The organism is Dorea sp. AGR2135 (genome assembly GCF_000420885.1).
Classification (GTDB): Bacteria; Bacillota; Clostridia; order Lachnospirales; family Lachnospiraceae; genus Dorea; species Dorea formicigenerans.
The window spans coordinates 1-21,413 of record NZ_ATVU01000031.1 but is presented as its reverse complement, the minus strand read 5'-3'; the positions used below and the strand labels follow the sequence as shown (position 1 = coordinate 21,413).

Sequence of the window (21,413 nt, the reverse complement as noted above, 5' to 3'; positions counted from 1 at the left end):
CAAATGGGTTTTTCCAGGCATACAATGCCTGAGAAATAACATTTACACAAAAATGCCTATAAAGGAGAAAACGAGTATGAATGAGATGAATGAGATTTATGAATTTGCATGTACATTAAAATCAGAGGTAGCGGCAGTCCTGCCAGACTGCACCGTTCGTATCAATCATGTGAGAAAAAACAATGGGCATGTCCGTACAGGACTTGTCATCGCAAAAGAGGGCAGTAAACTTGCACCCACCATATACATAGATGGCATGTATCGATTGTATCAGGATGGCGTATCAAAAGCACAGCTTATTCAGAAGGTCATTGATGCGTATGAGGAAGCATGCACAAATGACACTACGCCAATGCAAAACGTCCTGTCATCGTTTGCCAATGCAAAAGACCGGCTCTTTATAAAGCTGATAAACGAAGAGAAAAACCGCGAGATGTTACAGGATATCCCGCATCGCATGGTACAGGATTTGGCAATCGTCTATGCACTGCATCTGAAGGATGCGTTGGATTTTTCAGGTATTGTCACGGTAACAAACACGCTTCTTCAAACGTGGGGTATCGATGAGGAAACGCTTTACACACAGGCCATGCTGAATACACCAAGAGTAAGCCCTGCTATCCTGTGCCCCCTGCGGGAGATGATGGAAAGCTTCCTTCCAACTGCGCAGTTCCTTAATGCTCCGCCGATGGATATTTCTGAATATGATTTCGATGGTTTTACACTAAAAATCGATAACGGAAACGACATGCCGCTTTACATCGTTACAAACAAGGCAAAGCTTTTTGGGGCAGCATCCCTGCTCCTTCCACAGGTCATGGAGAAAATCGGGGAATTTCTTGGCAGCTTCTATATCCTGCCTTCCTCCATCCATGAATCTATCATTGTACCTGCATCATGTGCCATGGAAGCATCCGAACTTATCCATATGGTACGGCAGGTAAATGAGACGAATGTAGACCCTGAGGAAATCTTATCCGACAACATCTACTACTACGACAAAGTCGAAAAATCCTTTACTGTCATCACAGAATAAGACCTGCCAATTATTAAATTTTTATTAAATTTTTGGCGTTAAAAATCTGCTCATATATGGGAAGATTTTGCATGCCGCAAAGCCCCTGTAACAGGGGCCCGGCGTGCTTCATCAGGCGCTTTATGGTATAATATACCTATAGAAAAAAGTAGATTTTTTACGGAAAGGAGACCAAAATATGCTGGAAAAAGACAATTCTATTTTAACAGCACTTGATTCCATAAACTGGAATACAAAAAAAGCAGACAGATATCGCGTGGCCATGCGTGCAGTCTTGTTATGGAACGAAAATAAGAACATCATCCTTCGCAATGATGACTATACCCCGGAGATTATGAAACGCTTCATCATGTCACAGGTCGACAGTTATGCCACATCAAAAATGAGAAGCTTCAAGCACTTCTTTTTAAGACGCATGGAAGAACTGCATGACCATATGAGAAATCATGATGCAGAGAAAGCATATCCGTATCTGTATAATTCTGAAAGCAGCATCTCTGACATGGACAGATGTTTTATCCGTCTTGCTGATTTAAGTGCTGCATATGAGAAGGATGCCAAACTGTATGCAGATGTATTCACAGAGGAAATCTTAAGCTTCATGGATTTTTACTACCGTTACGGACAGTGTTACAGAGAAGAAATCGAACCTGCTTTCCTGAGAGAACAGGCACGTCTTAACAGGGAACATGAGCCAAAGGAGTAACGTATGAATTACGGATATGCACGATGCTCCACCGATGAAACAAGGCAGGATATCCACAGACAGGAAAGGGATTTACGCGGATTAGGTGCCGAGAAGATATTCTGTGAATATGAATCCGGTACCAAGCGCAACCGGGCGCAGTTAAATCTCTTACTGTCTGTGGCAGAGAAAGGTGACGTGATTATCGCAACAGAACTAAGCCGTATCACGAGGAGTACAAAGGACTTGATTGAGATTATCGACATTGCCAAGGAGAAGCATTTAAAACTCATCCTTGGCACCTTTGAGGTGGACTGTACAGGGGATACCTTAGACCCGATGGTTGAAGGCATGGTCAAGATGATGGGCGTATTTGCCGAACTGGAACGCAACATGATTTCCGAACGTGTCACCTCAGGAATGCGAAATGCCGCCGCCAAGGGGAAAGTCATCGGACGTCCCCACACGACCGTTGCCGATATCCCCCAGCGTTTCATGAAAAGTTATCCACTTTACGAGAAGCACAAAATCAACCAGTCGGAGCTTGCACGGATAACCGGACTAAACAGAGGTACAGTTAGAAAATATATAAAAATGCTGGAAGAGAAAAAAGACGAAGTATTGGGAAATTAGGATTTTTAGAAAATCTATTTTTATGCTATTAAAAAAAATCAGGAAATAGATTTGAGTAAAAAACCAATTTCCCAATTTCTGTAAATGAATATTTATTTTCGCCATTCCTCCCCGTTTGGGAAGGGAGACACCGCCCCCGCCGATTTCCCAAAAATGTTCCCAAAAACATAAAAAAATCCCCAAAAACAAGATTTGGGGAAATTTTTTTATTTTTGGGAAAAATCATAAAATCGCTGTAACCCTTGATTTTACTGGGTTTGCGGGCAGTTGCCGCTTTTCCCAAAAACGGCATATTGAAAATATACTATGTTCCGGGGCACACCACATTATCCTCAAAGGGCAAAATCCAGTATCCTCACTATCCTCACATCCCACAGCAAAACCACACAGCCAAACCCTCCGGCACTGCAAAACCCTCCGGCACTGCAGCGCAATTCCACAGCACATTCCGCAGTGGTAATCCTGACAACCCAACTTCTATCGCGTCCCATATAACAGTATCATCTTACACAGCAGCACTATCGCAATGTCACTTTCGCAGCATCATCCAAAGCATCCCACACACCCTGCAACACCAGGAAATATCAACGTTTCGCAGTGTTACCCATGCCCTTGTAGTTTCGCAGCAAACTCTCGCAGTGGTATTGCCATTGCCGATATCACGTTGCTGTTTACGCTCTGTTTTATACAAGTCCGAATCCCTATGTGAACGGGGCAGCGATGGTGAAAAAGAACAGCAACAGAGGTACGCTGCAGTACTGATCTCTGTTGCTGATAGGATAATTATTTTTGCCTTTTACAGGATAATGAGGTGTGCCCTGTGATATGGTAATTATTCGAACTCTTTGGCGAAAAACTTGAACTACCTGTTTCTCTCTGATTTTTAATAGATTTATTATCTATATTCTTCAAAAAACTCTCCTGTATTTGTGCCAGTCAAAATTATCAGATCCAAAATAGAGCCATCTTTACTCCTATCCAATTATATATTCCAATACAGCATTCATAGATAAATTGTAAATATTTCTTGCTCTAACCGGTCCAATTAAATAGGCACTTTGCAAATCTATCTCCGATGCATTTAAAATATCAATTAATTTACAAAATCCCTTTTTTTTGATTTCAGTCTTCTGATATTCATATATATCCAAAATATCTATAGATTTGTTTAACAGTGTTTGTAAATCAATCCCTCCATCATCAAAATTAATATTATTCTTTATTTGTTCCAATTCTTTAAATGCTAAAGAATTTGCACCATATTCAGTAACTACTTTTATTGACAACCCTTTTCGTAATTTATTTATATAAGTGGACAAGTCTGTTTCAGATGTACTTGCTGCAACAATCCCCATGTTTATCTGATATCTATTATAAATATTCCCTCTAATCTTATATCCTTCTGTATGCAAAATTACAATTCCAGCATATTCTAAAATACTAATTGCTTTCTTAACCAACTCCGGTGCATCTTTATGTATTATAAAATATATTGTTTGTTTGTCATAATCTTCTTCATTTTCAGAACGAGTATTCTTATTTTGAGTCTCTACCAAAACTTTATCCTCTATAAATGTTCTTCCCCAATCAACTATTTCTTTATAAGCCTCAAATTTTTCTCCTAATTTTGTATATTCATTCCACATTTGGGTTCTATAAAAATCCTTAAGTGTTGAATTAACATTCACTTTCTTTAAGGATGTTAATTTTTCACTCGCTTCATAAACACTTTTTAACAATACACGAGGGTTTCCTGTCGCAGCATAAATTAGTGAATCAAGCAATTCTCCTTTTTGAATCAAAATATTATATGTTCTGCTATCTATCTGCCGCTCAATAATATCCCTCATTTTTTCCACATAGTCTTCTGCTAAAATATCCTTTTCAACCCTTTTCACAATAGAATCATGAAAAACTTCAAATGTTCCATATGATGTTATTCCTGGATATACTGCAGCCTTACAACAAATTTTAGAATCTCTTAAATCTCTAAATAATGTAAAAAATTCCCTCTGTTGTTTAGGCAAAAAATTATGGCATGCCTCATCAAATAAAAAAACTATACTTTTTATATTCAATTCAGAACAAATTGAATGTAACAATTCTTTAAAATAATCAATATCCTCTACAAAAGGCGTCACCGGTTCTTCATTTGTTATACCTTTTTTCCATGACTTTTCTAATTTTTCGATCAATTGATTTATTCTAATAGCTAACTCATCTGTTTCTTCACTGTCTTTTCCCAATAATAATGAGAAAATATTTTTTGTTTTTAACAGACCTAATTCTTTCAATTGTCCCTGAAGTGCAAATAGAATCTTTGATAACATCCACTTTTTAAATTTTTCCGCTTCATTATTCACCAATGCAGCCGACGAAAAACTGACAAAAACAGGAAGTTTTCTATCATTCTCAAATTTCTCTAACAACTCTTTTTCTGCAACTTTAAGCAGCATAGTCTTCCCTGTTCCTCTGCTTCCTATCAAAAGTCCAGTAGCATTACTTTTTAAAAATTCGACATTTTCTCTATCATGTTTTGTATCAACATAAAATTTACCAATTTCTTCTATTGACAAATCTTCTGTTCTTAAGGTGAAACTTATCATTATTTCCAGTACTCCTTTACCTTCTCCAATGTATTAGTTAATTGTAATTTTTTCAAATTCTTTTCTATTATACCTTTATATGTTTCGTCAATACCTAGATTCAAGTTACTATGTCTTATAAGCAACAATGCAATAATAATATTAGTAAGGTCATAAAACATATTTAGAAATTCTATCAATGTATCTTTATCATAGTCAATTACTTGATGTTTTACCGTATACATGTATTCATACTTTCCATGTACAAACTGGGAACAATCCCGATAAATTTTTCTACATAGACTAAATAACTTTTCAAATTTGTCGTCACAAAATAGAGCAAGATATTTCTCGTTTAGGACTCCCTTTTCCTCATTTTCTAACACAGACCACTTAACATCATACTTATCTTGCTTCCAAAATAGATATTCATAATTATGATCTAAGAAATAAACATATGTCAAAGATAATTCTATTCCACTTCTTAGACTAATATATGCGTTTCTATATAATGCTTGTAATCCAGAATATAGACCTGAAATCAAATCATGTATTATTTCCTTTAAAATAATTTGAGTATCATTATCAATATGATTTGTAATTTCTTCAATCAATTCTATATTTAATGAAATCTCACTCAATTTTTTATCGTTTTCTTTTATTGACTTAGATATATTATCATCCAACCTATTTTTGAAACCTTTTATTAAATCTCCTATCATTATCTTTATTATGTAACCTCCTCGTTTACTTAATTATCAAACATAACTTTAAGACTAACAAAAATAATACTCATCCAGCATATCTGAACTGCATTACCTACCAAATTATGCGTATCATTTCAACTCACATTGTATTTTTATCTTCGTATATATATTTTACCATGATTACATCTATATTTCTATCGCATTTCAAAAGCATTTTCCCCCTCCATTGTCACTAACTCTCATATCAAAAAAACTCCCTAGCCATCATCTCCGCCGTAGCCCAATTATACCCTTTCTTCAAATCCCCTGCACAATCGTTCCGAACATCCCCTTAACCATATATCGCAATATGCCTGCATCTCCCCGGATAGACCCATTTCAACATACTCTATCGACTTATTATCCAATAATTTATGTAACTTTGCCAGTGACTGCTCTGTTGTCCTCAGAGCAGCCTCTACCTCTTCACACTTTATCCGAAGCATATTTCCATCTGCGTACCTCACATATTTTTAATATTTTATCTGCTGATGGATTTGTCTTTTTCCTTTTCTTATCACTTATCGTACTTTGCGATATTTCAGTCTGTTTAGAAATTTTTTCTGAGTCATCCCACGCTGTTCCATCAGTGCAAATATTTTCTGACTAATTAACCTATCTTACCTAGCCAAAAGCAGATAAAATGATACACTTCTGTTTGCTTGGCTTCTACCCTTCCTATAAAGTTTATATTTTCTAATTCCAAGAATCACAGGGTAGCGATGGTGAAAAAAGAACAGCAACAGAGGATACGCTGCGGTATGTGCTCTGTTGCTGATAGGATAATGGGGTGTATCTTGTAACATAGTGAAATATTTATATATATCCCAAAACAAAACTGTATAAAAAAAGGTGGCTTCTTTTCGTATACAGTTTTTTCATGACAAATTACTCCTTTCCACGATATTTTTAACCAAAATGGCTGCAAGAAAATTGTACACGAAACCATTTGTTTTTTTATACAGCAGTATCCATTCGATTTCCTAATAAAGGAAGTTGAAATCATCCGCTTATTGTGATATATTAAGCATAAAGAAAGGCACCTGCTGTAACAGATGCCTCTTAGGAGCCCCACTCCAAAAGGTGGAGTTTCCCGAGTTAGCTTGTTTCTCTAAATAGAGACGCCTACTCTGGTTGCGACAGAGTAGGCATTTTTATTTTCGCTTGTTTCTCTTGTCGAGAAAGGCAAGCAACGCAATAACTAAGCTGCCAAAGGACATCAGCAGAGCTAATATCTCAATGAAAATCGAAAGAATCTCATAAGCTGTCATCAGCGCCACCTCCCTTCCTATGTATTCCGGTAAACCGGTCCATTGGCTCGGGAGGATGCCACCCCCTGTCGTGGGTTCCATGGCTGTCATTTTATCACACAGTACGACAATTTTCAATTCAGTATCATATGTATCCTGAATGATTAGACATGAGACGATAATATCCTCATGAAACAAAGAGCACCCACGCCAAAGGTGGATGCTCAGAGTAAATTACTTGTATTATATTTGCCAGTTAGTCAGTAGTTCCAGCACATTTGACATTTACAGAAAAAAAATTGGGAAATTTGTTTTTTCGTCAAATCCATTTCATGATTTTTTTATCATATCGTGAAAATAGATTCTCTAAAAATTCCAATTCCCCAATTTCTGTAAATCTTACGAATTACCACTGCCACCTTATGGTGGCAGTGGCTATAAAAAACCTATTTACGCATTAATGCGTTGTCGTATGTGTCTTTAAGAACTGGGTGATAGGTGGTTCCAACCGGCTGGTTGTTGCTGTCGAACTGTGTCTGTACATTACCATACCATGATGTTACGCCGTATTCACCGATTAATGGCTCATTCTGCTCCATAGCACCTTTTGGTCTATGTACAGCGCCCGAACGCAGCTCCCAGTCATCAGGATGAAGAGCGCACCATGCCATAATATCCTGACAGAATTTCTTTTTCGTCAATTTATTATGCTGTCCCAAGTCCTTAAGTAACCATGCCTGATAAAGCTCAAATAACCATCGAAACGGCTGCATCGTCCACACCAGTTTGATGTTTCCGGCTGAATCAGGAAGAGCCATTTCGTTCATGAACTCATGTACCGTATTGTAAGTAGCTTTACGATACTGGTCTAACGTGTCATCGATTTCCTGTGGACGTGACAGCTTCTTGATATCCCCCATATGTAAAATCTTATACAGTACGTACTCAAGTACACACTCGTCCTTTACAAGTACATCCTGAATAAAATTCTTATCGGAAGCTCCGGTAAACCGCTTGATAAAATTCCAGAAGTAGAATCTTCTTTCTGCTGCTCCTGTTTTTTCGGTAATCTTTGGGAATCCATTACAGCAGAAAACCATATTTCCGTCCCACCGTCCGGTTCTTGGGTCGTGGAACTTACGCTGTGTAGTGACACTGGCATCCCTGGTCGCAAGCGTCTTTAAGATATCAATACTGTCGATAGGCTCTGTGACGCTTATCTCATCCACAAGGTTTGCAGTGGTATCAGGAAGATTGCCAAGAGCAAAATCCTTGCCCATGTCTGTAGGCTTTATCGAGCAGTAGTTACCTGACCCGATAAGTCCACGCATCAGACTAAGCAGGGTACTCTTTCCGTTGCTGCCCGCATTCGTACCATTGTCAACGTTACAGAAGAAGTGCGCGACACGATAATTCTTTTTATATCTGACGAGGCTGTAAAAAAGCTCCCACAAAAGCTGGGTCATAGGTGAGCCTTTGCCAAAATATGACTCAATCACAGTATCTATATCATAGGTGTCACCGGTATCCGGGTCTGTAATGATAGGGGATACACAGGCATTTGGATTATATGCTCTATGGTTTTTCTTAAGGAATACAAATTTTTCCCTGTACGCATCATCCATATTGGAGATGAATTCTTGTGTTCGCACATTGAAAGCTCCGTTTTCTACAGGAACCCATTCATCATCCTGCGTTTCATATAAAGTCGGAGCCTCACCTGCAAGGTATAAAAATACTTCACGCCGGTACCTGAAAGACGCTGTATAGTTCCATCGTCTAACGATATTGTGAAATTCTCCTGTGTCATCACGGCTGTCACAATAGCGATAGGTACCTGCATGGAGACCACTGTCATTATAGACATATAAGGCGGGCTCTGATTCGTTATCAGTCCTAATGCGTGCAAAGTATCCGGTCTTGCTTAAAGCTGTAGCAAGTGTAGCGGCAGGAATTTCCTGCGGAGTTTTTAAATTTGCGTTAAAACATGAATTCTTATACCTAAATGCCGTAATCAGTAATAACATAACCTCTCGAGACGTCTGTTTGGGGTTAATGTCTTTGGGACTTTTTCCCATCAAATAGGCTTCTGTTATATCGCGTATGAGGTCATCTTCTGTAATTGCGTACCGAATCAGGTCTACAATCTCATTAACTGTTAAATTTGTTAATATCTGAGAAAGCTGTGGCATAAGGTCTGCGCTATTAAATATGTATTTCATTCTAATGAACCTCCTTTTTATAATTTGCTTGCCATTTGTAAATTAGTTCCCTCATCAAATATGTTTCTAATTTATCCGAAGCATATTCTAAAAGGCTCATTGCATCATCGTAGGTCTGATTATATGCATCATATTTACAATCAATTATATAGTGAAAGTAAACATCATCTTCATTAATACTATAATCTGCAAGTAAACCTTCCTTTCTATATATTTCTTCCTCGTAGCCGTAATTTTCTCCATATTCTTCAAGAAGCCAATCTGCGTACCGTTTGCAAAAACTAAGAAGCGACTTTTCGTCGTTAATTTTAGAAAATAAGGGCTTCAAATATTGATATGGATGGATACTGAGGAATCCATAACTATATGGAGAGCTAGAAATACGAGTGATACCGCCTAAGAATTCTTTTAATCCTACTGCCTCAATATTTTTTACGCTATCAAGAATCAGACGGTCTTTTTGATTAGCATACATGTCAAATCCATGCTCAAGCTGTAAAGCTGCAAGAAACTCAATAAATGATATAGCATCTTCATGACGGATGTCTAAATCATTAATGTCATTTTTTAGTTTATTGCATAACATGATTTTATTTTTATAATCTGTTATCAAGGACCTCCTAACATTTTTTAAAAAATCCATACGGGTTAAAGTTATAATACTGTTTCTTTTATTCATAGTTTGTCCTTTCCGTCTGACTGTTTTTTTCACTGTCAGACATTGCTTCTGTTTTTTTGGTGTTACATTCATGCCAGATATCGGATGAAATTAAATACCTTTGCTGCACCTGCGTAAGCAAGTCTTTACAGACTTGCAATACAGGCGTTTGAAGATTCGATTCTTCGTCAAGCATATCTATGATTGTTAAAAGCATATGATAAGCTTTTTTTCGTTCCTCATAGATTGCTTCTGCTGTAATATCAGGATGGTTTTCCATTTTTCATAACCTCCGATACAAATCTTTCTATGGCAGGCGACCGATAAGAGGTGCTCTTCATTAATTTTGAATACTCTTTATGGATGATTTTCATCTGGATATCATAGAGGCAGTTACTCACTTCACTATGATAACTGCAGTAGAACTTATCACGTTCGCTTGTCCTATCGGATAAGAATGCTTGAAATTCACGAGTTTTAGCTTCTAGTTTGTATTGGCTGGCATTCTGTTTTGCTGATAAGACTACGTCTTGACAATGCTGTGGCATGGATTTCTTTGTCCATGTGAGAGTAGAAATCCAATCTGTATCTACGGATGTAACCTTATACTCAGGCTTATCAGAATCGATATTATGGTTGGACAATTTAGCCTTTTCTGATTTGTAGAAATTCATAATGGCATCATGCATTTTCTGATTAAAATTCTTAATATAAGCTAATCCTTCCTGTGCATATAAATTATCTTTATTTGCCACAAGATTCTTTTCGATGCCAACATTAATGGCATTGAAATTAACCGTTTCACATTGAGTCATTTTATCTAATACCTCAGCTTTAATGCATTCTATTTCCTTATCGCTTAATGCAATTGTGTTAACTCCTTTCTCTGGGATACCCCCAGTAATAGATGTGTTCTCACAAGTACCTTTGCAGGCACTCTCATGAGGTTCGTTTTTCTTATTGTTCATGACAAAGCCTCCTTTCTAATAATTTGAAGATTTATCTTTATCTTCATTTTTAAACCCGAAAGCAACGTAAGATGCTTTCTGTATCCTTCGTGTATTACAATTACACGTTTTTTATAATTTGAAAGAGCCACACCAAGTTGTGTGGCTCTTTTTTGCATTTAGCGTTAAAACGCTTAAGTTCATCATTGATGATTTCATTTTCTGCATCAAGAATCTTTTTAAATATCCTCTTGATGTTTTGGCAGATTGTGATTACATCACTATCTGTATTAACATCCGTGATATATTTATCCATTTCATGGATTTCATCTTCGACATGCAATGTCACATTCTGCTGAATAGTAGACAATGCAATGATGCAGTAAGAATCTAAATCAGCTTTTGTTAAGAGGACAGGATATAACATACTGTCATTGGTTGATAATGTATCTTCTGTCTGAACTTCTGTTCCGCCATTGAATACATAGGTATTAGTCAAAGCTGATTTTTCTTTCGCAATAATATCACCAATTGATTTTCCCATCTTTGCTAAAAGTTTGTGTACATATTCCATGGCATCTCTGCCGTACGATGAACAATTAAATGCCTCGCTTACCTTGTTAAAATTTGCCTGCTCATCTAAAATATGTCTTGTCATAGCTGAATCTGTATAATCGATTGCTTCTGCAATCAGTTCTTCTTTTAAGCCCATTTTGGCCTCCCTTTCCGGGCTAATTATCACATAGCCCACATTATTAAGTGAATTATTTCTGTTACCGAGTACCCATGCAGGCGCTCTTACACGTTCTGTACGATTTCCATTCATAGTAAGAATCTCCTTTCTTTGATATTTGAAGATTTTCTTTTTTTAATCTTCACTTTCCCTCCCGTCACCTTTTGTATCTATGTAACATGTCCTCATGTTTCATTTCATGAGTTGTTCTCATGTTTCATAATGTGTACTACTGTAAAACTCACGTTTATTACAATTTATGTTGTACAGACCGACAGCTGTGCTGTCGGTGGAACTGCGCCCGCATTACATTCTTATACATAAACAGCATCGTATGGTCTTTTTCGCACAACGAAAAAAAAGCCACTGTATGGAAGTGAAATACAGTGGTTAGATATCGTAGATATATTTATGTATAAGAATGTAAGATATTTTAATAAATACTTATTCTTATACGTATAAGGAATACTTATATGGAGAAATGTTTGATATTTTACATGTGAATTTTGACAGAAAATAGCAGAAAATCAACATTTTTAAGCGTTTATTGTTCAAAGATAATTTATTTAAAAACACGTTTTATTCATGTGTATTTCGGATAAAAAACATGTATATTATCCAAAACTCATCTGAAATCAAAACTTTTCAATCAAATCGTGCAGTCCCAAAAAATCAAGTGTTTATTTATAGTTTTTAAAAAACGCCCTGTTAGGCACTGCTAACAAGGCGTAAATGGGGTTCATTTTCACTGTTTTTTACCTGTCGGTGGCTCCTGTGAGGATGGCTCCTGTACGGTGTCTTTCTGTATCACTTGCTTTTGTATTGCTGCTTCTTGCATTGCCTGGTTCTGTTGGAATCCCTGCTCATGCAGATGTGCTTTAACCTCAGCCAGTTTCTGCTCCGCTTGCTTTTGTATTGCAGCCGTATCCGCATCATCCCGCTTTACCGATTTGCAAAATTCTATCTTTACTCCGGTGATTCGCTTGCCTTTTTCGGCCTTTGTTTCGGTATATCCCTTGATATAACCGATGCTTACATAATAGTCAAGCAGCGTAGTAACATACTTATGAATCTGCCGGATTCTGTTATAAAACGAGGTGTCAGAGGCAAAACGCTCTCTGGTTATGCCGATAACCGTACAGAATCCTTCGTAGGCTTCCTTCACATCGTGCGAAGCATAATAATATTTTATGGTAGAGCCATGCATCTTATTGTTTGCATGCCTCATGATCTGCAGTCTCTGGTTCAACAGGTGCTTTATCTGTAATACATCGTCCGTATTGGATGGCAGTCGGATTTCTTTTCTTTGGTGTTCTTTCGAGCCTTTGTTCGCTTCACCGGCAGCTCCTGCATTTGCCGCTTTTTCTGCGTTTCCTGTGAAAGCGATATCCTCTTTTTTTCCCTTTTGGGCTTTTGGGAGCTCTTCTTTACAGGTAAGATACTGCATTTTTAAGCTGATGACCTGGTTCTTGTTCGATGCATACGCATAAAATGGCGGTTCCTTGGTAAGGTCTAACAGAAAATCGTTGGTATGTGCCATCCTCTTTACGGGCAGGATATAGCCACTGTATACGCCCTGTATTCCTCCGATGTCAGACGATTTCCTTAAGGAAAGTTCCTTCCGCTGGTCGATACAGATTTCCGTATTTCCCAGTTTTTCAAGGATATCGATAAGATGGCTCTCCCTTTTGGAAGAGGTTGCCCCTTTCTTTAACCGTATGGTATCATTGCCGGACATACAGGCAAGTACCGCATTTACATTGATTTTCACCTGGTCATTCTTTAAATTTGAGCTCTTATAATACATCCACAGGGTTGATACGGCATCGCACACAATCTTGTCATAATAATCAAAATGCAGGTTCTGCCGCACAAACACCGTACAGGTTTTAGGATGCTCTGCGTTTGTGACATTTACCGTTAATTTCTGACACGGCGCAAAATCGCTCTGCTTATAAAAACTCTGGATGAGTTTACAGTTGTTAATGTAAAATCTGCCAGGCAGTCTTTCACTTGGCGGTACGGAGAATCGTTGTCTTTTTTTCTCGGATTCCGGAGAGTCTGAATATACACTTTGTACTTCACGGCAGTCGTTCATCCAGTCTTCCTCTAAATTTCCAAATGCCTGCGGAACAGTACCGGCTAAGGTGAAATAATCAGTTTCCGGATAATAATCAAAGCTTACCTTCGCTTCACTTCCCGAATTGCCGTACCGTTGCTTCAGGACGATTACATCAAGTTCACGCGGTGATTTTGATTTTTCTTTCTGAAAGAATGCAGCATAATCCGTATTCTTTTTTCTTGGAGGTGTTTTCGTAAACTGCATCGCCATAAGCACATCTGCAGAATATTCAATATTTCCGGATTCCTTAAAGTCGGAGGTCTGCACCGGACTTCCGTTATTGCTTCGGCTTAGGGAACTGATGACGATGATAGGAATATTACAGTCGCTGGCAAGTGCTTTCAGATAATTGAGGTTTGTGTCTACGATGGTTCGCATATCCGGCTGGTGCGTATTCCCATCTTCGGACGGGTAACTTAACAGCTGCAGGTAATCGACAAATACGACACATTTCTCCTTGCCTGATTTTTTTAACAGTTGTGGCACCTGTTCATAAATCTCTTTCCCACTGACCGGTTTTTTATCTAAGGATTCTATCACGTAAAAGTTGCGAAATCCCTCTTCCAGCGCTTTTTGTGCCTCTTCAATGGAATCCCATTCTTTGGCAGTAAATGCATTTGGGCCGTCAGCTGTCATAAATCTGTTTGCACGGATTTTCATCTTTGCACTGGATTGACAGAAGATAGTTCTTGCCAGAGCCTTAGCTGCAATGCTGTGTCGCGTCATTTCTATGGAATAATAATATGCCGGAATACCTGATTTTGCGATGTTGTATGCAATCTGCAGGGCAAGGGTTGATTTTCCCATACTGGGCTGTGCACCCAAAAGAATAAGGCCGCTACTGAACCCGCCGTTTAGCAGTATATCCAGATTTTGAACCCCGGTGGAAATCGGTGTATTATGAAGGCTTCCGATAGACGTGATGGAAAAATCGGAAAGCACTGAGTCCATGCTTTTGACAGTGTACTCTTTGGTGTTTCCCTTTTCCTGCGTGCCTGCCGCCTTTTTTTCTGCCTCCTTTTTCGTTGTTGGCTTCTCCTTATCTGGCATATGAAAAAATCCTCCTTTAAGTAATATCCCCATTATAACATACCTGCCCTTTGGAAACGAAAAAATTTAAAGGAACGGGTGCATTTTTGAAAGTTCCCCAAAACGCTCCCAAAAACAATCCCCAAAAACGTTTTTGGGAAATTTTCTGGGAAATTTTTGGGAAACGTTGATTTTACAGGAGGTTGCCATGGTAAAGAAGAATTATAAGGGACGTTGCATAAAACTGTCACTTACAAAATCAAAGGATGTTTTAAAGCTCTATTCAAAGATACAGGAGCGCTGCGCTGTACTTTTACAGGAAGATAAGGAAGTGACAGAGATACGCTGCAACGTGCCCCTTGACGGCTTAAGCGTGGGGGACTACACCTCGGATTTTGTATGCGTAAAGAAAAACAAGGACATCCTGGTACGGGAATGTGTCAGGCGGTGTCACCTTACAAAGCCAATGACGGTAAAGCTTCTGGATGCATCAAGAAACTACTGGCTGCGCCACGGCGTGATGGACTGGGGGATTGTGATAGATGAAGAAAGGACTGTATAAGTATGAGGACACGATTTTACGTGTGATTGACGTAAAAAATGACATGGCACTTGTGATGGACTGCCAGAAAAGACACATGCCTATCTGGCAGAATATCGACCGTTTCGCCTCCCTGCAGGGGGCATCGGAAAGCGATTTGTATGCACTTACCGGGATTTCTCCCGTGCCGGAAGAAGAGTTAAGTGCAAAAGAACGGCAGTTTGTAAATGAACATTTTACCATGATTGCAGGGATTCTCCCTGCCGTTGGGGATAGCAAAGAACGTTCGTTTCGGATAAACGGCATGGCAGCGCATTACAATGTCACTACGCAGACGCTGCGGTTCTATCTGTGTCTGTATCTTGCCTTTTCTGATAAGACGGTATTTGCTCCGGCAAAACGCAAAAAGGAAAAGGTATTATCCACCGATGAAAAGAACATCCGCTGGGCGCTCAATAAGTTTTACTACACAAGGAAGAATCACAGCCTGAAAAATACCTATATCCTTATGTTGAAAGAGAAATACTGTGATGCCGAAGGAAATCTGGTCAAGTCCTATCCGTCCTTTTATCAGTTCCGATATTTTTACAGAAAGACAAAGAACTGGTCCAATTACTACATAGCAAGGAAAGGGCTTACCTTCTACCAGAGGAACAAACGCCCCCTGCTCGGAGACCATGTACAGGAGTTTGCCCCGCACGTAGGCATCGGGATGCTCGATGCGACCATCTGCGATATTTACCTTGTAAACGAGGAAGGGCGGCTTATTGGGCGTCCTGTGCTTACGGCATGCATTGATGCTTACAGCAGCCTCTGCTGTGGCTATCTCCTCTCATGGGAGGGTGGTGTTTACAGCCTGCGCGGGCTTATGCGAAACCTCGTAGAAGATAAGGTAAAACTGTGTGAAAAATTTGGAATCCCCATCAAAAAAGAGGATTGGAATGTCTCTGCTCTTCCGGGCATGCTCGTAACGGATATGGGACGGGAATATCTCTCAGAAAACTTCTCACAGATAACGGAACTTGGGGTTACGCTTACCAATCTTGACGCATACCGGCCGGAACTGAAAGGTCCGGTGGAAAAGTTCTTTGACCTGATACAGGGGTACTTTAAGTCCCTGTTAAAGGGAAAAGGTGTAATAGAACCGGACTTTCAGGAGCGCGGGGTGCGCGATTACAGAAAGGATGCCTGTCTTACGATGGATGCCTTTGAAAAGATAATCCTCCACTGCATCATCTATTACAATACCAAACGGATTCTTGAAAACTATCCCTACACGGAGGAAATGTTAAAAAGTAAGGTAAAACCGAACGCCGCCGCAGTCTTTAACTATGGGCTTGCCATGCCGGAGGCTTCCCTCCTGCCCGTCTCAAAAGAACGGCTCATGCTTACGCTCCTGCCGCGCACGATGGCGAAATTTACCCGTACAGGCTTAAAAGTAAATGGCATGCGATACAAAAACGAAACCTATCGGGAAGCGTACTTAAACGGGAAGGAAGTGACCGTGGCATACAATCCCGATGACGTATCATCCGTATGGCTTATCGAGGATAACGCATACACGCCGTTTGAACTCATAGAAAGCCGTTTTACAGGCAAATCGATAGCAGATGCACAGGCGATGGACAAACAGCAGAAAAGCCTTGTAAAGGCGGCTGGAGAGGAGAATACACAGGCTCGGATTGACCTTATGCGCCAGATACAGACGATTGTCGATACCTCCGCGGTAAACACAGGTGACACCCACATCAAACAGGTACGGCATGTCAGAAAGAAAGAACAGGCAAAACGCCACAAAGACTTTAACAAGGAGGTTCACGATGACAACTAATCCGCTTGATATGATAAATCGGCTCCCACCAATGCTTGCCGGGGATGCCTTAAAAAATGCCTTAAAGGTATGCCCTGCCTTTGACGATGGTATCGCACAAATGCCGCAGGCACTTCGCCTGATGCGTCTGTCACAGCTTTATGACATCTTTGTTCCGTCACGCATGGCAGAAGAAATTTACAGCAAGCTGTATCTTGCGATGCTGCGGTCACTGCAGAAAAAAGAAACGGCGGATGCAACCGCACAAAGCTATGAAAACCACAGGGCTCTTTGCGGATTCAATTACCGCGGGATTATCGGCGGGGCAGACTCTTTTACCATCATCGGCACCAGCGGCATTGGAAAATCCACCGCCGTAAGCCGTGCACTTTCGCTGATGGGACAGCACGGAATTATCGAAGTGGAAACACCATATCAGAAACTGATTCCATGCATCGTGGTACAGTGCCCTTATGATTCTTCCGTAAAGGGCATGCTGCTTGAGATTTTACGGAAGGTGGATGAGGTGCTTGACAGTACCTATTATGCGTCTGCGCTCCGTGCAAGGGCAACAACCGATATGCTGATTGGCACGGTCAGTCAGGTGGCATTGAACCACATCGGACTGTTACTCGTCGATGAAATCCAGAACGTTGCAAACAGCAAGAACGGAAAAAGCTTAATCGGTGCCCTGACACAGCTTATCAACAACAGCGGCATCTCCATCGGAATGATTGGCACACCGGAGAGTGCCGTGTTCTTTGAACAGGCGGCGCACCTTGCAAGACGCTCCGTTGGCCTGAACTTTTCCGCCCTGCCGTATGAGGAGGAATTCAAGGAGTTTTGCAGCATCGTGTACGCTTATCAGTATGTAAAGCATCCATCGCCTCTGACGGAAAAAGAACTGCTGTGGCTGTACGGACACAGTGGTGGTGTTGTGGCAGTCGTTGTGACGCTTCTCCACGATGCACAGGAAATCGCTATCCTATCCGGCAGGGAGTGCTTAAACATCGAAACGTTACATCTTGCCTATGAACAGAGGCTTTCCATGCTCCACTCCTATATCCATCCATCGGTCACACCAAAAAGAACGGTGCACGCATCCCGTACAGGGAAGGGAAAGACACCAGCGGTGGCAGAAACGGATGCATCCGCCATCGATACGTCCGAAGACCTCATCTCCCGTCTGGTACAGAAAGCGAAAGAGGAAAATCTTGATATCGTACCGCTTCTTGCCAAGCATATATCCGTTACGGAGGTGCAAATATGATTGCCTTTTTCCCCGAACCCTACCCCGATGAACTGCTCTACTCGGTACTGGCACGCTACTATGTACGCTCCGGCTATCCCATTTACCGAAGCGCTGCCGAGGATTTATACCGTGACGCATGGATAACTCCCGATATAGAGTTTCTCAATCCGCTCACATTGGATGCATGGCAGCATCTTACCAGAAACCAGGACAGGAAGCATCGGATTTTCCATCATACGATGTTTCCATACTACAGCGCATTTCTTTCGCAGGACAGACAAAAGGAACTGCTAACGAAACTGGCAGGCAATCAAAAAGTGCGCTGTGACATGCTGCGCAGAATCGGGGAAAAAGAAGCCGTAAAAGGTCTGCTCTTTTGCCCCTTATGTGCAAACGAAGACAGGAAACGCTACGGGGAAACCTACTGGCACCGCACCCACCAGATACCACACCTCGTAATCTGCCCCATCCACCACTGCCGTCTGAAATACGCCCTTACCCGGAAAAAGGACAGCCGCTCTCCCACGCTTTTAACAGCACAGGAGTTGATACCGATATCAAAGGAAATCGCTTTTGTGGAGAATGCATCGCTCATACGGCTTGCGGAATACAGAAATGAAGTCTTCCAGATGATGAAAGATGTAAATTCCCCGGTTCCGGTCCATGTCTTTTTTGACAGTCAGCTTGCGTACACACCCTATAAATCCACACGCGGCGCACAAAGAAACATAACGAAACTGACGGAGGATTTTTTAAGCTTTTACAGGGAACTTCCTGAAAATCCGGTAGCAAAGGTCTGGCAGATGCAGAAAGTATTTACAGGGGATAAATTAAATCCCTATGTCATCTGTATGATAGCTGACTTCTTACAGATATCCCCTGCGGCGTTGGTTGACAGGAAGCTGCCGCCGCGCAGTCAGAAAAAAGAATTTGACGCACGGATACATGCGCTTTTTACGGCGGGATATACCTGCAGACAGATAGCCGATAAGCTTGGCATCTCCTATGAATCCGTAAAGAAGATGAAGGCAGGAAGCTATGAAAAAAGCAGGACAAAACAAAAGGGCAAAGGCGGGGCGAAAAGGACAGACTGGGAGTTACGGGACAAAGAAACACTCCCACTTGTAAAAGAGGCGATTTTAGCAGTAAAGGAATCTGACGGTGACCGCCCCGTACGCATCACGCTGTCCGCAGTGGAAAAGCATCTCCGACTGCCGTCCAAATCCCTCCTTAAGATGCCGATCTGTAAGAAAGAGGTGGAACAATATACCGAGACGATGGAACAATACTGGACCCGCGAGATACTCTGGGCGCTTGATGACATCCGGAAAAACTGCGAGCCGGTAACCTGGACCGGCATCCGAAGACGCATCAACATCACAAGGGCGGACTTTGACCGGTGTCTTCCTCTTCTTTTACGCACAGGGGAAGCCAAACTCTTGGAAGCGATGGTGGCGGAAGGCAAGAAAGAATAACCACAGGTTTACAGGGAAGAGAAATTGGGAAATTGGTTTTTTTATAAAATCCTATGCAGGGAAAAAATAGGAAAATAGGAAAATGGTTTCTCAAAGAAATCCAATTTTCCAATCCTTTCTCTGTAAAGCCACGCATCCTGCGTGCGGGTGCTCTTTAAAAAAGGAGAACTTACATGGACAAAGGGGTTGTGTTTCAGGCATACATCGCCAATCTGGGACTTTATAATTCCGGTACCTGCTGCGGGAAATGGATTTCTTTTCCACTCAAGTGCAGCAAGGAGAATCTACATAGTGAGATACGTAAAATCTTATCGGAAATCAAAATCGATGACATGGGGAATCAGGAATACTTCTTTACTGACTTTGACTCTGCTATAGTGGGACTTACACGATGTCTTTACGAATACGATAACATTACGCTTCTTAATTATCTTGCAAATGAGATTGTAAAGATGGACTGCTCCATAGAAAAGTTTGAGTCAATGCTCGAATATGGAACATCAACATACAGCGTGGAAGAGCTTGTAAACCTCATACGCAGTTCCGACAGCTTTCTCTTTCTGGATAACGTCAATAGTGATTATGACCTAGGCTATGAATACGCGGAAAACAGCGGGTTATTTACCGAAAGCCTGAATGATTTGGGCACCCTTAGAAATTATATTGATTACGAAGGATATGGCAGGGATATCCGCCTGCGTGAAGGTGGGATGTATACGCTTCACGGCTATATCGCAATGACAGATGATATAAAGACAAGTTTTGATGCTGCATCAGTAGAATAAAAATAGGACAATAATACTATTATCTATGCTGTAATAATGTTATTGTCCTGCATACTATTTGACTTTCTTCTCTTTGCGAAAATGTTCCGCGAGGTCTGTGAGAATCCGTACCTGCTCCGTGTCAAGCCCTGTGATATCAAGACTTGTATTCTTATCAAGACCGAGCAGGTAATCCACCGATACGTGGAATATCTGGGATAACTCTACAAGATAGGTGGTCGATGGGGTTGATATTCCCATCTCCCATGCGTTAATACTGCTTCGGGTAATTCCTAATCGTTTGGATAAGGCAGTCTGGGACAGATGTTGGTTCTCTCTTAACATTTTTATACGTTCCGCTATCATACAGTCTACATCCTTTCTTTTTTGATTGTATGATATTCAGGATGCAGGTGCATTATCCGAAAGATGGTGCAGTAATCATAATGACTATTGTATGTTGACATTTTTAAACCTCACGTTTAAAATGAAAAACATGGAATTTAATGTTGTAAATTAGAAACAAGAAAGGGGTATACAAATTGAAAAATCAAAAACTGAAAAGACTATTAAAGTCTGCTCTTGCAGTTGCCGTAGCTGTCACCACTCTTGCACAGCCTGTATTTGCCGCGAACTGGGTACATAATAACACTGGCTGGTGGTGGTGTGAGAACAATGGTTCTTATCCGGCAAACCAATGGAAATCTATCGGTGGTACTTGGTACTGGTTTGATAGCAACGGCTACATGGCGACTGGTTGGAGAAACATTGGTGGTACATGGTATTACCTGAACTCCTCCGGTGCGATGGCGACTGGTTGGAACAAAATCGATGGCACTTGGTACTATATGAACTCTTCCGGCGCTATGGCGACTGGTTGGAGAAACATTGGTGGGACGTGGTATTACCTAAACGCCTCCGGTGC

At 40.7% G+C, this 21,413-nt stretch carries 19 protein-coding genes and 1 pseudogene; 9 read left to right on the top strand and 11 right to left on the bottom strand.

The window, feature by feature from the left end; genetic code table 11:
• Positions 1–76 precede the first annotated feature (76 nt).
• From G593_RS0115410 to G593_RS0115400, 3 genes are all read left to right on the top strand, one after another.
• Entirely contained in the window at positions 77–1,036 is a 960-nt protein-coding gene (locus tag G593_RS0115410; protein WP_029732290.1) for a DUF5688 family protein, read from the top strand.
• A 178-nt stretch (positions 1,037–1,214) separates the two neighbouring features.
• The gene (locus G593_RS0115405) at positions 1,215–1,742 is read left to right on the top strand and encodes a hypothetical protein (protein ID WP_029732289.1); all 528 of its coding nucleotides are present in this window, start codon (positions 1,215–1,217) and stop codon (positions 1,740–1,742) included.
• Between the two features lie 3 nt (positions 1,743–1,745).
• Positions 1,746–2,354 carry a recombinase family protein gene (locus G593_RS0115400; protein WP_029732288.1) on the top strand — a complete coding sequence of 203 codons (609 nt, stop codon included), beginning with the start codon at positions 1,746–1,748 and terminating at the stop codon, positions 2,352–2,354.
• Between the two features lie 974 nt (positions 2,355–3,328).
• Here the strand turns inward: G593_RS0115400 and G593_RS0115395 are convergent.
• From G593_RS0115395 to G593_RS0115350, 10 genes are all read right to left on the bottom strand, one after another.
• Positions 3,329–4,960, bottom strand: coding sequence for an ORC-CDC6 family AAA ATPase (locus tag G593_RS0115395; RefSeq protein WP_029732287.1), 1,632 nt, complete (start codon positions 4,958–4,960; stop codon positions 3,329–3,331).
• Complete coding sequence (locus tag G593_RS0115390; RefSeq protein ID WP_029732286.1) at positions 4,960–5,661, bottom strand: hypothetical protein; 702 nt, start codon at positions 5,659–5,661, stop codon at positions 4,960–4,962. The genes G593_RS0115395 and G593_RS0115390 overlap by 1 nt, the downstream gene beginning before the upstream one ends.
• 269 nt (positions 5,662–5,930) lie before the next feature.
• Positions 5,931–6,131 (bottom strand): DUF6061 family protein, encoded by a 201-nt coding sequence (locus tag G593_RS18770; RefSeq protein ID WP_242827115.1) that lies wholly within the window; start codon positions 6,129–6,131, stop codon positions 5,931–5,933.
• A gap of 708 nt (positions 6,132–6,839) precedes the next feature.
• Positions 6,840–6,956 carry a putative holin-like toxin gene (locus G593_RS20960; protein WP_242827114.1) on the bottom strand — a complete coding sequence of 39 codons (117 nt, stop codon included), beginning with the start codon at positions 6,954–6,956 and terminating at the stop codon, positions 6,840–6,842.
• 425 nt (positions 6,957–7,381) lie between these two features.
• Positions 7,382–9,157, bottom strand: coding sequence for a DUF5906 domain-containing protein (locus tag G593_RS0115375; RefSeq protein WP_029732285.1), 1,776 nt, complete (start codon positions 9,155–9,157; stop codon positions 7,382–7,384).
• Between the two features lies 1 nt (position 9,158).
• A complete protein-coding gene (locus tag G593_RS0115370) occupies positions 9,159–9,836 on the bottom strand; it encodes a hypothetical protein (RefSeq protein WP_029732284.1) in 678 nt (225 codons plus the stop codon).
• Entirely contained in the window at positions 9,829–10,095 is a 267-nt protein-coding gene (locus G593_RS0115365) for a hypothetical protein (RefSeq protein ID WP_029732283.1), read from the bottom strand. Before G593_RS0115365 ends, G593_RS0115370 begins: the two co-directional genes overlap by 8 nt.
• Positions 10,079–10,783, bottom strand: coding sequence for a hypothetical protein (locus G593_RS0115360; RefSeq protein WP_029732282.1), 705 nt, complete (start codon positions 10,781–10,783; stop codon positions 10,079–10,081). Before G593_RS0115360 ends, G593_RS0115365 begins: the two co-directional genes overlap by 17 nt.
• 100 nt (positions 10,784–10,883) lie before the next feature.
• Positions 10,884–11,588, bottom strand: a complete 705-nt coding sequence (locus G593_RS0115355; protein WP_029732281.1) for a hypothetical protein — start codon at positions 11,586–11,588, stop codon at positions 10,884–10,886.
• A 652-nt stretch (positions 11,589–12,240) separates the two neighbouring features.
• Positions 12,241–14,667 (bottom strand): DnaB-like helicase C-terminal domain-containing protein, encoded by a 2,427-nt coding sequence (locus G593_RS0115350; protein ID WP_029732280.1) that lies wholly within the window; start codon positions 14,665–14,667, stop codon positions 12,241–12,243.
• A 187-nt stretch (positions 14,668–14,854) separates the two neighbouring features.
• On the opposite strand from G593_RS0115350, the gene G593_RS0115345 reads away from it, so the two are divergent.
• The 5 genes from G593_RS0115345 to G593_RS0115325 all read left to right on the top strand — a co-directional run bounded on the left by G593_RS0115345 (position 14,855) and on the right by G593_RS0115325 (position 20,509).
• Positions 14,855–15,208 carry a hypothetical protein gene (locus G593_RS0115345; RefSeq protein ID WP_029732279.1) on the top strand — a complete coding sequence of 118 codons (354 nt, stop codon included), beginning with the start codon at positions 14,855–14,857 and terminating at the stop codon, positions 15,206–15,208.
• On the top strand, positions 15,189–17,018 hold the full coding sequence (locus tag G593_RS0115340) for a Mu transposase C-terminal domain-containing protein (RefSeq protein WP_029732278.1): 1,830 nt from the start codon (positions 15,189–15,191) through the stop codon (positions 17,016–17,018). The genes G593_RS0115345 and G593_RS0115340 overlap by 20 nt, the downstream gene beginning before the upstream one ends.
• The gene (locus G593_RS0115335; RefSeq protein ID WP_029732277.1) at positions 17,008–18,267 is read left to right on the top strand and encodes an ATP-binding protein; all 1,260 of its coding nucleotides are present in this window, start codon (positions 17,008–17,010) and stop codon (positions 18,265–18,267) included. Before G593_RS0115340 ends, G593_RS0115335 begins: the two co-directional genes overlap by 11 nt.
• Entirely contained in the window at positions 18,264–19,724 is a 1,461-nt protein-coding gene (locus G593_RS0115330; RefSeq protein ID WP_029732276.1) for a TniQ family protein, read from the top strand. The genes G593_RS0115335 and G593_RS0115330 overlap by 4 nt, the downstream gene beginning before the upstream one ends.
• Positions 19,725–19,897: 173 nt before the next feature.
• Entirely contained in the window at positions 19,898–20,509 is a 612-nt protein-coding gene (locus G593_RS0115325; protein WP_049946503.1) for an antirestriction protein ArdA, read from the top strand.
• A 54-nt stretch (positions 20,510–20,563) separates the two neighbouring features.
• On the opposite strand, the gene G593_RS0115320 is transcribed toward G593_RS0115325, so the two are convergent.
• Complete coding sequence (locus tag G593_RS0115320) at positions 20,564–20,854, bottom strand: helix-turn-helix transcriptional regulator (RefSeq protein ID WP_029732273.1); 291 nt, start codon at positions 20,852–20,854, stop codon at positions 20,564–20,566.
• Between the two features lie 176 nt (positions 20,855–21,030).
• Between G593_RS0115320 and G593_RS21190 the strand changes: the two are divergent.
• Positions 21,031–21,413: pseudogene (locus G593_RS21190) on the top strand (choline-binding protein A); the annotation flags it as partial.

Excerpts from the sequence above, each read along its gene's own strand:
- G593_RS0115375 (WP_029732285.1), bottom strand. The coding sequence starts at position 9,157 with ATGAAATACATATTTAATAGCGCAGACCTTATGCCACAGCTTTCTCAG.
- G593_RS0115330 (WP_029732276.1), top strand. The coding sequence starts at position 18,264 with ATGATTGCCTTTTTCCCCGAACCCTACCCCGATGAACTGCTCTACTCG.
- G593_RS0115345 (WP_029732279.1), top strand. The coding sequence starts at position 14,855 with ATGGTAAAGAAGAATTATAAGGGACGTTGCATAAAACTGTCACTTACA.
- G593_RS0115320 (WP_029732273.1), bottom strand. The coding sequence starts at position 20,854 with ATGATAGCGGAACGTATAAAAATGTTAAGAGAGAACCAACATCTGTCC.
- G593_RS0115405 (WP_029732289.1), top strand. The coding sequence starts at position 1,215 with ATGCTGGAAAAAGACAATTCTATTTTAACAGCACTTGATTCCATAAAC.
- G593_RS0115355 (WP_029732281.1), bottom strand. The coding sequence starts at position 11,588 with ATGAATGGAAATCGTACAGAACGTGTAAGAGCGCCTGCATGGGTACTC.
- G593_RS0115335 (WP_029732277.1), top strand. The coding sequence starts at position 17,008 with ATGACAACTAATCCGCTTGATATGATAAATCGGCTCCCACCAATGCTT.
- G593_RS0115370 (WP_029732284.1), bottom strand. The coding sequence starts at position 9,836 with ATGAATAAAAGAAACAGTATTATAACTTTAACCCGTATGGATTTTTTA.
- G593_RS0115400 (WP_029732288.1), top strand. The coding sequence starts at position 1,746 with ATGAATTACGGATATGCACGATGCTCCACCGATGAAACAAGGCAGGAT.
- G593_RS0115350 (WP_029732280.1), bottom strand. The coding sequence starts at position 14,667 with ATGCCAGATAAGGAGAAGCCAACAACGAAAAAGGAGGCAGAAAAAAAG.
- G593_RS0115325 (WP_049946503.1), top strand. The coding sequence starts at position 19,898 with ATGGACAAAGGGGTTGTGTTTCAGGCATACATCGCCAATCTGGGACTT.
- G593_RS0115410 (WP_029732290.1), top strand. The coding sequence starts at position 77 with ATGAATGAGATGAATGAGATTTATGAATTTGCATGTACATTAAAATCA.
- G593_RS0115395 (WP_029732287.1), bottom strand. The coding sequence starts at position 4,960 with ATGATAAGTTTCACCTTAAGAACAGAAGATTTGTCAATAGAAGAAATT.
- G593_RS0115390 (WP_029732286.1), bottom strand. The coding sequence starts at position 5,661 with ATGATAGGAGATTTAATAAAAGGTTTCAAAAATAGGTTGGATGATAAT.
- G593_RS0115360 (WP_029732282.1), bottom strand. The coding sequence starts at position 10,783 with ATGAACAATAAGAAAAACGAACCTCATGAGAGTGCCTGCAAAGGTACT.
- G593_RS0115365 (WP_029732283.1), bottom strand. The coding sequence starts at position 10,095 with ATGGAAAACCATCCTGATATTACAGCAGAAGCAATCTATGAGGAACGA.
- G593_RS20960 (WP_242827114.1), bottom strand. The coding sequence starts at position 6,956 with ATGACAGCTTATGAGATTCTTTCGATTTTCATTGAGATATTAGCTCTG.
- G593_RS18770 (WP_242827115.1), bottom strand. The coding sequence starts at position 6,131 with ATGCTTCGGATAAAGTGTGAAGAGGTAGAGGCTGCTCTGAGGACAACA.
- G593_RS0115340 (WP_029732278.1), top strand. The coding sequence starts at position 15,189 with ATGAAGAAAGGACTGTATAAGTATGAGGACACGATTTTACGTGTGATT.